Consider the following 12,750-nt stretch of genomic DNA (forward strand, 5'->3'; position numbering starts at 1 on the left):
CGGTCCCGCAGCTCAGGCTTCGGCGCGCTTCCACGGCTTGATCCGCCGGCTGACGGGGGCCAGGCGGTAGTCGCCGTAGCGCGGATCGAAGTTGGGGCCGAAGAAGGGGTCGTTGTCGAGAACATCGCCCCAGCGCTCGCGCATGTAGGCGATCTCGCGGTTGGCCCGGGCCACGGCCTCCGGCTTCACGTCGGTTCCGCGGGTTGCGCTCTCCATATGGTAGAGCTCGGCGTGCGGCGTCCAGACGACGCCGTAGCCGGCTTCGCGGATGCGCAGGCACAGGTCCACGTCGTTGAACGCCACGGTCAGGTTCACCGCGTCCAGCCCGCCGACCTCGTCGAACACCGCCTTGCGCAGGGCCATGCAGGCGGCGGTGACCGCCGAGCAGTTCCGCGCCACGCGCAGGTGGCCGTAGTAGCCGGTGTCCTCCCGCGCCGCCGACGGGTGCAGGTGGCCGGCCACCCGGGGGCCGTCGTGCGGGCCGACGCCCAGGATCACCCCCCCGTGCTGGACGGTGCCGTCCGGATAGAGAAGCCGCGCGCCGACCGCGCCGATCTCGGGCCGCACCGCCTGGGAGACCAGTTCGGCCAGCCAGTGGCCCTCGATCACCTCGATGTCGTTGTTGAGCAGCAGCAGGATTTCGCCGCGGGCCTCCGCGGCGGCGGCGTTGTTGAGGGCCGAATAGTTGAAGGGCCCGGGCCGGCGCAGCAGGCGCACCCGCGGGTCGGCGACCAGCGTCTGGAACAGGGCCTCCGTCTCCGGTTCGACGCTGCCGTTGTCGACGATGATCAGCTCCAGGTTCGGATAGTCGGTCTTGTGCAGCACGCCCTCGGCGCAGGCCGCGAGCAGCTTGGCCCGATCGCGCGTGGGCACGATGATCGAGACCATCGGCGCCGGGTCCGGCAGCGGGCGGCGCACCTGCAGCCAGGCGGGCAGCTCCGGCTGGTTCTCGACCGTGACGCCCTCGGCGCCGGTGCGCTGAAGGTGCTCGCTCACCGCCTGACGGGCCGCCCTGGCGCACTGGTCCAGGAACCCCTCCGAGAAGGAGGCCTCCGCCGCCTGCTGGCGCCAGTGGTAGAGCACGGCGGGGATGTGGCGGATGCGCTCGGGCGTGGTCTGCTCGATGGTGCGCAGGGCCAGGTCGTAGTCCTGGCTGCCCTCGAAGCCGACGCGCAGCCCGCCGATCTTCTCCAGGATGCTGCGCCGGTAGACCCCAAGGTGGCTGATCATGTTCTGGGTCAGGAACAGCTCGGGGTTCCAGTCGGTCTTGAAGTGCGGCTCGAACCGGCGGCCCTCGCCGTCCACCTTGTCCTCGTCCGAATAGATCAGGTCCGCGTCGGGATGGGCGTTGAGCTCGACCACCACTTCATAGAGCGCCTGTTCGGGTAGGAGGTCGTCGTGGTCCATCAGCGCGACGAACTCGCCCGCGGCGAGCTCCAGGGCCGAGTTGGTGGCGGCGCTGATGTGGCCGTTCTGCGCCCGGCGCACGACCTTGATCTTGGGATTGCGCGCGGCCGCCTTCTGCAGCGCCGCCCAGACGTGCGGCTTGGGCGAGGCGTCGTCGGCGATGCAGAGTTCCCAGTTCGGATAGAGCTGGGCCTCGACCGAGGCGATGGCCGCCTCCAGCAGGGCCTCGTCGGTATTGTAGGCGGGCATCACGACGCTGATCAGCGGCTGATGGGCCAGGCGAGCGACGTGGGCGCGGATGGCGGCCCGGTCCTCGGCGGTCAGGGTGTCGTTGTCGGCCACCCACTGGGCGTAGTCGTTGGTGGCGTAGCCCTTGGTCGCCAGGGTGAAGTGCAGCAGCCGCGCGACCGGGGGGAACACCTGCAGAGCCTTGGCCAGGGCGTGGGCGGGCGCGTGCACGATGGGGCTGGCGCGCAGCGCCTTGCGCAGGTTCAGGAGCCGCTCGCGGTTGGCGTCGGTGTAGAGGGAGCTCATGGGCCTCCGGTCAGTCTGCAGCGCGCCGGGCGCGTCCCGCCATTGGACGCCGAGCTCGGCGGTTTCGTGTCGGGCGCGCGGCGATTCGCGCGCTCCTTTATCGCATTCTGCGCGGGAACACGTCCCAGGCGCGGGGCGGGCGCTCAGGCGGCCATCAGCTCGTCGAGCTTGCGGATGTCCATGACCGGCGAGGCGACCCCGGAGTCCATGCGCATCACCTTGTTGCAATAGAGCCGCAGCAGGTCGACCTCGTGCGAGGCCAGCACCAGGATGCCGGCGCGTTCGACCAGGTCGAGCAGCCGGCGGTGCGCCAGCTTCTGGAACTGGGCGTCGCCGACGGCGATCCACTCGTCCATCAGAAGCACGTCGGCCTCCACCGAGGTGGCGACCGCGAAGGCGAGCCGCGCCTGCATCCCGGCCGAATAGGTCTTCATCGGCATGGCCAGGAACGGGCCGAGCCCCGTGAACTCGGCGATCTCGTCCATCCTGGACTCGATCTCGCGGGCGCTGAGGCCGGCGATGCGCCCGCGCAGACGGATGTTGTCGATGCCGGTGGCCGAGGGGTCGATTCCCAGGCTGAGGTCCAGGAGGGCGGCGATCCGGCCCCGCACCTCGATCTGTCCCTGGTCCGGCTCATAGGCGCCGGAGAGGGCGCGCAGAAGGGTGGTCTTGCCCGAGCCGTTGTGGCCGATCAGGCCCAGGCGGTCGCCCGGCCGCAGCTTCAGGTTCAGGTTGGAGATGGCCGTCACCTCGGTCGCCCCGGCGATGGACTTCGCCAGGCTGCCGCCCACGGTGACGCGGGCGAGGTGCTTCTTCAGCGACTTGGCGTCCACGCCATAGACCGGGAACCGCATGGTCAGGTCGGTGACGGTGATCGAGACCTCGGGCGAGGCCGGGCTGGCGAGGGTCATAGGAAGTGGACGATCCGGCGGCGGGTCAGGCTGAAGATCGTGAAGGTCGCGGCCCAGCCGATCACGGCCATGGCCGTCAGCACGATCCAGGTCAGGGAATCCACCGGCTCGCCCAGCAGCGGGGCCCGCACGGCGTGCAGCAGGTGGTGGAAGGGGTTGAACGCCAGGAACGCGTGGCGGTCGGGGAAGGCGTCGGCCTTCCAGAACACCGGGGTCATGAACATGGCGAACTGGGTGACCGAGACGACGAGCTGGGGCACGTCGCGGAAACGGGCGGACGCAATGCCCGCCAGCATGCTGATCCAGGACAGGTTGGCCAGGGCCAGCACCATGCCGGCCGCCGCCAGGGGCAGGTTCAGCGTCTTCCAGTGGCCGTACCAGACGAGCACGCCGACGATGATCACCAGGTGGTGGCCCAGGTTGATCAGGTTCCGCAGCACCGTGCGCCAGACGAAGGTGAACATCGGCAGCGAGGTCTGGGAGAGCATCCCGGCCGCGCCGGTGAAGGTGGCGCAGCCCTCGTTGATGGTGTTGGTGATGGCGCCGAACAGCACGATGCCCAGGGCGACGTACGGGACGTAGTCGTTCAGCGGCACCTCGAAGAGCTGGGCGTACAGCAGGCCGATGCCCGCCACCATCAGCCCCATGCTGAGCGTGATCCAGAACGGCCCCAGGATCGAGCCGCGGTAGCGCGCGACCACGTCCGCCCAGGCGAGGGAGGAGGCCAGGCCCAGCCGGTCGAAGGAGGCGCGCAGGTCGCGCAGCGCCATGGCGAACTCGAAGGCGGTCCCGCGCCGTCCGGTGCGCAGCATGTGTTGTGCGGGTTGCATCAGGTCTCCCGGCGAGTGGGCGCTGGTAACAGCCGAACTATTGCGGCGCAAGCATGACGCGGGCGGCGCGCGCGAGCCACGGCGGCGTTACGATTCCGCACCCAGGGCGCGCGCTTTGCAACCGCTTGCGGCGCATGCTAGCCGGACCCCGAGAGGTCCCGCCGCATGTCCGTCGTCGACCATATTCCGCGCTTCGAGGCGGTTCGAACGGCGGAGCCCAGCCTGGACGGGGCCGGCGTGTGGATGGTCGTGCCCTGCTACAGGGTCAAGGACCACATCCTGCGCGTGATCGAGCGGGCGCCGCCCTGGGTCGAGGGGATCGTCTGCGTCGACGACGCCTGCCCGGACCGCTCCGGCGACTTCATCGAGGCCAACGCCACGGACCCGCGGGTGGTGGTCCTGCGCCTCAGCGAAAACCAGGGCGTGGGCGGGGCGACCATGGCCGGCTACGCCGAAGCCGACCGCCGCGGCGGCCGCATCCTGGTCAAGGTGGACGGCGACGACCAGATGGACCTGGCCTACATGGCCCAGCTCGTCGCCCCGATCCTCCTGGGCGAGGCCGACTACGCCAAGGGCAACCGCTTCACCTCGATCAGCCACCTGCGGGCCATGCCGGGGGTGCGCATGTTCGGCAACGCGGCCCTCAGCTTCGCGGCCAAGGTCTCCACCGGCTACTGGAACGTCTTCGACCCCACCAACGGCTTCACCGCCATCGAGGCCTGCGTGGCGCGGCGCGTGCTGGAGCGGCGGGTCTCCAGGCGGTTCTTCTTCGAGACGGACCTGCTCTATCACCTGGGAACCCTGCGCGCGGTGGTGCGCGACGTGCCGATGCCCGCCCGCTACGGCGAGGAGGTGAGCAACATCCGCATCGGCGCGATCGTCGGACCGTTCGCCCTGAAGCACTTCACCAACTTCCTGCAGCGCATCCTCGGCCAATACTTCGTGCGCGACTTCAACGTGGCGACGGTGGAGCTGATCTCGGGCCTGGCCGCGGTGCTGTTCGGCGTCGGCTACGCCCTGCACTGGCTGGCGGTGCGCAATCCGGGACAGGCCGCGTCGGCCGGGGTGGTCATGGCCGCCTCCCTGCCGCTGATCATTGGGGTGCAACTGCTGCTGCAGGCGGTCAACTTCGACGTGCTGAACACGCCGACCCGGCCGATCCATCCCTATCTGCGGGCGATCGAGCGGATGGAGGCGGTGGCGAGCGCATGAGCCCCAGGGATTTCGCCCTCTGCGCCGGCTTCGCCCTGGCCCTGCCGATCGGCCAGGTGATGTTCAAGTGGGCGGCGCTCTACGCCGCCCGGCTGGAGGGGCCGCTGCTTCTCAAGCTCTTGCAGAACTGGCCGCTGATGGTGGCCTTCGCCTGGTACGGCGCCAGCGCGTTGCTGTGGTTCTACATCTTGACGCGGGTGCCGCTCAGCGCGGCCTATCCCGTGGCGATCCTGGGCTCGGCCCTGGTGCCGGTCCTCGCCTGGGCGGTGTTCCGCGAGCCGCTGAGCTGGAGCCTGGCCGGCGGCTACGCCCTGATGCTGGCGGGCCTGTTCCTGACCCAGCGCGGCGCCGCCTGATCGCTCAGGCCGGGAACCGGGCTTCCCAGGCCGCGGCCACGTCCAGCCGCGGCGCGCGGGCTTCGATGAAGCGGTAGAGGGAAAGCTGGCGGCCAAGGCCGAAGCTGTCGACCCGCGTCTCGGCGAACAGCAGCCGCGCCAGCCCCTCGATCTCGGCGGCGGTGTTGACGTGCTCGTGGCGCATCAGCACCCCGTAGTCGAGCCCGTGGCGCAGGCGGAACTCCAGCCCCGTGGTCAGGCTCCAGCCCATGCGCCACAGGAACCCGCCCTCCGCCGGGATCGCCGCCCGGAACACGCCGCCGGGCGCCAGCAGCCGGGCCGAACGGGCGAGGACGAAGGGCAGGTCGGCGATGTGCTCGAGCGCCGCGACGCTGGTGATCCGGTCGTAGCGGCGCTCGGCGGGAACCTCGCGCAGGTCGGCGAAGACGTCGCGCACCCGCGCCTTGGCGGGGGCGTCTTCCAGAAGCGCCGTGAAGGGCTCTACCACGTCGTAGGGCGCCCCCTCCGGCTCGTAGGGGAGCTGGTTGAGGGTGCCGGCCCCCAGCTCCAGCGTCGGGCGGGCGCGCCCGCCGCGCACGTCGGCGGCGACCTTGCGGTGCATCCAGCTCTCAAGGCGCTGCGACAGCGAGGCCGCAGCCGTCTCGCCGCTCCGGTTCTCCTTGTACTGGGCCGCATAGATCGCCTGGAAGGCGGGCGGAAGGGGCGGGCGGGTCTTGGGGAAGCGCCGCAACAGCCGCTCGGCCGGGCCCTCGGAGGGACCCGCGGTCGCAAGGTTGACGTCCATGGGGCGAGGACTTCGCGGAATCCGGGCCCGGAGGCAAGGGCCGTGCGCATCCGGCCTGCAGGAACGCGCTTCTCTTGCGTGCGTGCTGGCCTTAACCAGGGGCGAAGCGGGACCCCCCCACGCCGGAGCCCTCCATGATCGCCGCCCCTCCGTCATGCTGAGCCCCAGGGACCCGGCTGCGCCGGGGGAGGCGCGGGCGGGCCAGGCCCTGGCGGCGAGCGCCTATCGCTGGGTGCTCTGGGGCGGCTTCCTCGTGATGCTGGGGGCCAACCTGCCCGGGCACCTGTCGTTCGATTCGGTGGTCCAGCTTCACGAGGCCCGGACCGGCGTGCGGGAGACCTGGGCCCCGGCGGTGATGTCCTGGATCCTGCGCCGCTTCGACGACCTGTCGCCCGGCGCGGGGCTCTATGTGACGGCGAGCGCCCTGCTGCTGTTCGCCAGCCTTCTGGCCCTGCGCGGGCTACGGCCGCGCACGTCCTGGGCGGCGCCGGCGGCGGCGCTGGCCGCGGCGGCGACGCCGATGCTCCTGATCTATCCCGCCATCGTGTGGAAGGACGTGCTGTTCGCCGACCTGGCGGTCGCCGGCTTCGTGGCCCTGGCCTATGCGGCCCGCGGCTGGGCGGACCGGCGCGGCCGCCTGGCGCCCCTGGGGGCGGCCCTCGCGGCGCTGAGCCTGGCGGCCCTGGTGCGGCAGAACGGGGCGGTGGCGCTGGCCGTCGCCGCGCTCGTGGTGGGCTGGACGGCCCGGGGCGGCGGCGCGCGGGCGATGCTCGGCTGGGGCCTGGGCTTCCTCGCCGCGGGCCTGGTGCTGTCGCAGGCGATCGGGGTGGCCGCCCAGCCGCAGGGCGCGCCGGCGGCGAAGGACACGCGCATTGGGCTTCGGGTGCTGCAGCACTACGACATCGTCGGCGCCGTCGCGCATGAGCCGTCGCTGCCGCTTGAGGCGCTGAGCGCCGAGGCGCCGGCCGCCGCTGCGGTGGTCCGGGCGCAGGGGCCGGTGGCTTATTCTCCGGTGAGGGTCGAGACCTTCGACCGCGCCCCCGAGCTCGGCCGGGCCTTGTGGAAGACCCCCGAAGGCGCGGTGGCGCGTCAGTGGCGCGAGATCGTCCTTGGCCATCCCGGCGCGTATCTGAGCCACCGGCTGGAGGTGTTCCGCTGGGTGTTCCTGACTCCGGCGCTGGACCAGTGCCTGCCGGTGTTCACCGGGGTCGCCGACGTGCCCGGCAAGCTCGCGGATCTGCAGATCGCAGCCGGCCAGCGGCCACAGGACCGCGCCCTCGCGGACTATGCGGCGCGGTTCTTCGACACTCCGGTCTATTCGCACCTCGCCTATGCGCTGCTCGCCCTTGCGGTGGGCGTCTTCCTCCTCTGGCGCGGCGAAGCCGCCGACCTGGCGATCGCCGGCCTGCAGGCCGCGGCCCTGGGCTTCGCCGCCAGCTTCCTCCTGATCTCCGTCGCCTGCGACTACCGCTATCTGTACTTCCTGGATGTCGCAGCCATGGCGGGCTTCCTATATGTGGCCCTCGACCCGTCTTTGATCCGTCGCCGGCGTCGAGCCGGTTGAGCCGTGCGGCCCGTCGGTGCATTGAAAGGACGGAAGAAATCGGAGGCTGGGATGAACCCGACCCAAATCCTGCCGGCCCTTGCGGCCGGCGTGGCGCTGTTGCTCGCGGGGTGCGACAGCGCCGGCCAGAGGTCTGCGGACGTCGCGGCCGAGCCGGCCCGGCTCGCCCCTGACGGCCCGCCGCCGGCCGAGCGCGTCCAGCCGATCCGCTGGAACGAGACGGAAGAGCGCTTCGAACTTAACGGCCAGCCGCTGAAGGCGGCCAAGCTGTGGACCTTCGACGACTCCACCGAGGGGTTCGTGGTGGCCGGCGGCGAGGCCGGCCTGACCTCGGGCTCGGGCCTCAGCGTGATCCTGCAGCAGCCGGACCCGATCCTGCGCACGCCCAGCGGCCTGAACGTGGACGGCAGCGTCAACACCCTGGTGCTGGTGCGTCTGACGCGCGCGGCGCCGGGCGACCTGTGGAGCGGCGCGGTCCACTACACCACCGAGGGCCACGGCGAGTCGGCCGACTATATCGCCATGCCGATCCAGGGCGCCGACCCGGCCGTCAATGAGACCACGATCCTCGTCTACGACATGAGCAAGCTGAAGCGCGGCGGCGACGACTGGACCCGCTCGGTGATCGACCAGATCCGCTTCGACTTCGAAGACGCCCCCGGGGGAGAGTTCCTTGTGCGCCAGGTGGCCATCGCCCGCGATCCGGCCGCGCCGGCGGCCGCGGAGGGCTAGTCGCCCGCCAGCAGGCCGTCGATGACGGCCTGCGCCTTGCGCAGGTGCGCCTGCTGGTGATCCTCGAACTGGCGAAGCTCCAGGAGGTCCGAGCGCACCTGGTCCAGGTCGCGCGTCACCGGCGAGACGAAGACGCCGAAGTCGGCCTTCATCCGCGCGATCTCGGCGGCGGCGGGGGCGAGGGCGGCCGGGTCGGCGGCGCCCGACCGGGCCGCCTCCTCGAACCAGGCCAGCACCCCGGCGGCCAGGGGGCCGACCTTGGGCGTGGCCGCCAGGTCCCCCAGCGCACGGTTGTGGCGCAGGTCCGCCGTCAGGAACCCGTCGATCTCGCGCTCGGCGCGGGAATCCAGGCGCGGCAGCGGCGCGCCGTGGGCCGCCTCGATGCGCGCCGCCTCGGCCCGCCAGTCGGACAGGAGAGCGTCGTAGGAGACGAACGCCCTCGGCAGGTCGCGGCTATAGGCCTCCGCCGACAGCATATAGGCGCACCAGAGCAGCACCGACTTCTCCACCGGGAACCCGTCGCGCCGGCCGAGGGACGCGGCCACCGCCAGGGGGTGGCGGACGGGAATGACGCAGCGCGCCCCGACCGACAGGCTCCTCAGCGCCGCCCGCCACATGGGCAGCAGCACGGTCACCCGGGGATCCTTCAGGAGCGGGTGGCGCGCGCGGCCGTACTCGTCCTGGAACAGCTCGACCGCCTCCCGCAGCCAGGCGGCCTCGGCCTTGTCCTCCAGGGGCGTGTAGGGAAAGGCGAAGACGTCGTCCCAGGCGCTGGTCCCGGCGCGCAGGCGGCGGCTGTTGAACTGGGCGATCTTCCAGGGCTCGAAGTAGCCCTTGGCGTTGTGCTCGTCGCCCGGCATCACGTTGGCCGGCAGGTCCGCGCCGCACAGGGCCAGCAGCTGGGTCACCGCCGAGGTGCCCGAGCGGTGCATCCCCAGGACGAGATAGGCCGACCGCCCGGCGGGCGATCCCTTGGCCGAAGTTTGGGTCATCGGGCCCCGAGCCGTGGTGATCGAGGGCCCTGGTCTAGGGCGGGGCGGGGGCCCCGGCAAGGCCGCCCCGGTTGATCCGTGTCGCGTGCTGATGCAAACCGCCCGGCGAAGGGAAGACTGCAGCATGGCCGACTCGGCCCTCTTGGACCGGACCTACCGCCTCGTGTCGGGCGCCGTGGACGCGGGCTTCTATCTGGGGCTTCACCGCGAGGCGATGGCCGGCGCGGCCGACCCGGTGGGGCACTACGTCCGCAGCGGCTGGCGCGAGGGCCTGGACCCGGCGCCCTGGTTCTCCACCGCCGACTATCTCGCCGACCATCCCGACATCGCCGCCGCCGGCGTCAATCCGCTGGCGCACTATCTGGCCCAGGGACGCCTGGAGGGCCGCGGGATCCGCCGATCGCGCCAGGCCGAACGCTTCTACGCCGAGGTCGCCGGCCCGGACGCCGCGGCCTGGACCTTCACCCCCGGCAAGCGTCCGCGCGCGCCTGGCCAGAGCGCCGAGGACGAGGCCCGCGAGGAGCGGATGGCCGCCGAGCGCGCGGCGGTGGGCCCCGAGTTCAACGGCGCCTACTACATGGCCCTTAATCCGGACGTGGCCGCCGCCGGCGCCGACCTGCTGGACCACTTCCTGACCTTCGGCTGGCGCGAGGGGCGCGACCCCAACGGCGAGTTCTCGGTGAAGAGCTACCTGAGCCGCTATCCGGACGTGGCCGCCTCCGGGATCAATCCTTTCGTCCACTATGTGACCCAGGGCCGGGCCGAAGGGCGCAGCCCCCGCGAATCCCTCGGCTTCCGCTATGATGTGATCGAGCGGCTGATCCCGATCGAGGAGCGGCTGGCGGCCTGCGACCGCAACACCGCCGCCGTGCCGCTGGACGATCCGGCGCGGCTCGCCGCGGCGCTGGCTGCGGCGCGCGAGCGGCTCGGCGACGTGCACGTCACCTTCAGCCACGATGATCCGACCACCCACGTCGGCGGCGTGCAGCTCTGCCTGCGGCGCGAGGGCGAGGCGGCCCGCAAGGACGGCCGCACCCATCTGCACGTCTTCCCGCCCGCCGCCCGTCCGATGCTCCGCTGGCGGCGCAGCGGCGCGGTCTGGGGCGTGCTCCTGGACGACGAGCCGCTGGGCGCCTTCGCGCCGCTGGACGTGATCGCCGCCTTTGGGGACGCCCTGGCCGGGGTGACGCCGGGCCGGCGGAGCTTCGCCATCCACAACCTCCTGGGCCATCACGTCGAGGATGTGATCGAGCTCTTGGCGAGGTTCGGGCTGAAGGCCGGCCATCTCTGGCTCCACGACTTCGCCAGCGTCTGCGCCGGCGTGCATCTGCTGCGCGACGACGTGGTCGACTGCGGCGCCCCGCCGATGGACAGCCCGGCCTGCGGCGTCTGCATCTACGGCCCCTATCGGCAGGATCACGTGGAGGCCCATGCGCGCCTGTTCGACAATCTCGAGCTGACCGTGGCCGCGCCCTCGCAGGCGGCCCTGGACACCTGGCGGCTGGGCCCCGCCTACCCGCACGCCGGCGCCGTGGTGGCGCCGCACGCGCGCCTGGTTCCGCGCCCTGCGCCCGCCGTGCGCCGGGCCGATCGGCGCCTGCGCTTCGGCTATCTGGGCTTTCCCGTGGCGCACAAGGGCTGGCCGATCTTCAGCCAGCTCGCCTTCCGCCACGCCGACGATCCGCGCTACGCCTTCGTCCACCTGGGCAAGACCTCAGTGCCCGGGGTGCCGTGCCTGTTCCGCCACGTGGCCGTGACCCTGGACCGGCCGCTGGCCATGCGCGACGTCATCGCCGCCGAGTCGCTGGACGTGGTGATGGTCTGGTCCCTCTGCCGCGAGACCTTCTCCTTCGCCGCCTACGAGGCGGTTTCGGCCGGGGCGGCGGTGGTGACCGGGCCGGACAGCGGCAATGTGGCCGCCTTCGTCGAGGCGGGCGGCCACGGCCTGGTGCTGCGCGACGAGGCCGAACTGGCCGCCGCCTTCGAGAGCGGGGAGATCCTGGACCTGGCCCGCGCGCGGCGCGGCGAGCGCGTCTACGACCTGGAGTTCTCGGCCCTGACCTTCGACCTTCTGCGCGGCGGGGCCTGATGCGCGTTCTGGTCTATTCGAGCTTCACCTTCTCCTACCTCAACCGCGCGCGGGTGCTGTTCCAGACCCTGCGCCGGCATCATCCGGAGTGGGAGCTGGCGGCCCTGATCACCGACGAGCCGCCGCCCGGCTTCACCTTCGATCCGGCGCGGGAGCCGTTCGACCGGCTGGTCTATGCCCAGGACCTGGGAATTCCCGACTTCCGCGCCTGGCTGTTCAAGCACGACGTGGTCGAGGTCTGCACCGCGGTGAAGGGCCCCTTCATCCACCAGGCCTGCAGCGGCGGCTACGACGCGGTGATCTACCTGGACCCCGACACCGCGCTGTTCGCCCGGCTGGACCCGCTGGTGGCGCTGCTGCAGGAGCACGACGTCCTGCTGACGCCGCATCTGGTCGATCCCAACACCGACGACGCGGCCATCCGCGACAACGACCTGTCGGCCTCGCGCACTGGGATCTTCAACCTCGGCTTCGTGGCGATCCGCACCGAGGGCGAGGGCGTGCGCTTCGCCCGCTGGTGGAACGACCGGCTGCTGTCCTATTGCTACGACGACATCCCCAACGGCCTGTTCGTGGACCAGCGCTGGTGCGACCACGTCCCGGCCCTGTTCGACGGGGTCAAGGTGGTCCGCGACCCGGGCTACAACGTCGCCTCCTGGAACCTCAGCCAGCGGTCGGTGGCGATCGACAAGGCCGGGGCGATCACCGTCAACGGCGCGCCGCTGCGCTTCTGGCACTTCACCAAGCTGGGCCCCACGGGCGACGCCATGACCCGGCGCTACGCCGGCGACAACTATCCGGTCTACGAGATCTGGAACTGGTACAAGCGCCAGGTGGCCGAGGCGAGCGATCCGGCGATCCCGGCCGGCTGGTGGGCCTACGGCCGGTTCAGCGACGGCGCGGCGATTTCCAAGGCCCATCGGACGCTCTACAGGGAGCGCGAGGATCTGCAGGCGGCCTTCCCGGACCCGTACGCCTCGGGGGATGGCGGCTATGCGGCCTGGTTCGCCGCGCAGGGCTTCTGAAGGTGCGGGGCGGCGAGGACGCGGACATGCTGAGAGAAAGGTCCATGGCCAAGGACGTGGCCCGATGAGCGCGGCCGAGGAAACGGCCGTGGTCGATGCGGCGGCGCTGCTGGCCAAGGTCGAGCGCCTGGCCGCCTGGTGCCGGCAGGCCAAGGCGACGGCGCAGACCGCCCAGGCCGAGGCCGCGATGCTGCGCAGCCGGCTCGGCGGAGCGCTGAGCCAGGCCCTGGCCGAGCGCGCCGCGGCGGTCGCCCGGGCCGAGGCCCTGGCGCTGGCGCGCTTCGTTGACGCCCGCCGCGGCCGTGCGCGCCCGC

Annotated in this window: 12 protein-coding genes; 7 read left to right on the plus strand and 5 right to left on the minus strand. The window is 71.7% G+C overall.

The window, feature by feature from the left end; genetic code table 11:
* Window positions 1-12: 12 nt before the first annotated feature.
* The 3 genes from ACK4YQ_RS06490 to ACK4YQ_RS06500 all read right to left on the minus strand — a co-directional run bounded on the left by ACK4YQ_RS06490 (window position 13) and on the right by ACK4YQ_RS06500 (window position 3,682).
* Window positions 13-1,941, minus strand: coding sequence for a glycosyltransferase family 2 protein (locus tag ACK4YQ_RS06490; protein ID WP_409609457.1), 1,929 nt, complete (start codon window positions 1,939-1,941; stop codon window positions 13-15).
* 143 nt (window positions 1,942-2,084) lie between these two features.
* Window positions 2,085-2,852, minus strand: coding sequence for an ABC transporter ATP-binding protein (locus ACK4YQ_RS06495; protein WP_409609459.1), 768 nt, complete (start codon window positions 2,850-2,852; stop codon window positions 2,085-2,087).
* Entirely contained in the window at window positions 2,849-3,682 is an 834-nt protein-coding gene (locus tag ACK4YQ_RS06500) for an ABC transporter permease (protein ID WP_409609461.1), read from the minus strand. The genes ACK4YQ_RS06495 and ACK4YQ_RS06500 overlap by 4 nt, the downstream gene beginning before the upstream one ends.
* A 165-nt stretch (window positions 3,683-3,847) precedes the next feature.
* On the opposite strand from ACK4YQ_RS06500, the gene ACK4YQ_RS06505 reads away from it, so the two are divergent.
* Entirely contained in the window at window positions 3,848-4,894 is a 1,047-nt protein-coding gene (locus tag ACK4YQ_RS06505) for a glycosyltransferase family 2 protein (protein WP_409609463.1), read from the plus strand.
* Window positions 4,891-5,250, plus strand: coding sequence for a hypothetical protein (locus ACK4YQ_RS06510; protein WP_409609465.1), 360 nt, complete (start codon window positions 4,891-4,893; stop codon window positions 5,248-5,250). The genes ACK4YQ_RS06505 and ACK4YQ_RS06510 overlap by 4 nt, the downstream gene beginning before the upstream one ends.
* Window positions 5,251-5,254: 4 nt before the next feature.
* Here the strand turns inward: ACK4YQ_RS06510 and ACK4YQ_RS06515 are convergent, their stop codons facing one another.
* Window positions 5,255-6,034 carry a class I SAM-dependent methyltransferase gene (locus ACK4YQ_RS06515; RefSeq protein ID WP_409609467.1) on the minus strand — a complete coding sequence of 260 codons (780 nt, stop codon included), beginning with the start codon at window positions 6,032-6,034 and terminating at the stop codon, window positions 5,255-5,257.
* Between the two features lie 154 nt (window positions 6,035-6,188).
* Here ACK4YQ_RS06515 and ACK4YQ_RS06520 point away from each other — a divergent pair, with 154 nt between their 5' ends.
* Together ACK4YQ_RS06520 and ACK4YQ_RS06525 are read left to right on the plus strand one after the other, a co-directional pair.
* Window positions 6,189-7,598 carry a hypothetical protein gene (locus ACK4YQ_RS06520; RefSeq protein ID WP_409609469.1) on the plus strand — a complete coding sequence of 470 codons (1,410 nt, stop codon included), beginning with the start codon at window positions 6,189-6,191 and terminating at the stop codon, window positions 7,596-7,598.
* Window positions 7,599-7,649: 51 nt separating this feature from the next.
* Complete coding sequence (locus tag ACK4YQ_RS06525) at window positions 7,650-8,330, plus strand: hypothetical protein (protein ID WP_409609471.1); 681 nt, start codon at window positions 7,650-7,652, stop codon at window positions 8,328-8,330.
* Here ACK4YQ_RS06525 and ACK4YQ_RS06530 read toward each other — a convergent pair.
* A complete protein-coding gene (locus ACK4YQ_RS06530; RefSeq protein WP_409609473.1) occupies window positions 8,327-9,322 on the minus strand; it encodes a sulfotransferase family protein in 996 nt (331 codons plus the stop codon). The two genes, ACK4YQ_RS06525 and ACK4YQ_RS06530, sit on opposite strands and share 4 nt — an antisense overlap.
* Window positions 9,323-9,446: 124 nt before the next feature.
* Here ACK4YQ_RS06530 and ACK4YQ_RS06535 point away from each other — a divergent pair, with 124 nt between their 5' ends.
* From ACK4YQ_RS06535 to ACK4YQ_RS06545, 3 genes are all read left to right on the plus strand, one after another.
* Window positions 9,447-11,411 (plus strand): hypothetical protein, encoded by a 1,965-nt coding sequence (locus ACK4YQ_RS06535; RefSeq protein WP_409609475.1) that lies wholly within the window; start codon window positions 9,447-9,449, stop codon window positions 11,409-11,411.
* The gene (locus ACK4YQ_RS06540; protein ID WP_409609477.1) at window positions 11,411-12,436 is read left to right on the plus strand and encodes a hypothetical protein; all 1,026 of its coding nucleotides are present in this window, start codon (window positions 11,411-11,413) and stop codon (window positions 12,434-12,436) included. Before ACK4YQ_RS06535 ends, ACK4YQ_RS06540 begins: the two co-directional genes overlap by 1 nt.
* Before the next feature lie 64 nt (window positions 12,437-12,500).
* A partial coding sequence (locus ACK4YQ_RS06545) for a hypothetical protein (protein ID WP_409609479.1) occupies window positions 12,501-12,750 on the plus strand: 250 nt, incomplete at its 3' end.

This window comes from Phenylobacterium sp. (assembly GCF_046291545.1).
In the GTDB taxonomy this organism is placed as follows: Bacteria; Pseudomonadota; Alphaproteobacteria; order Caulobacterales; family Caulobacteraceae; genus Phenylobacterium.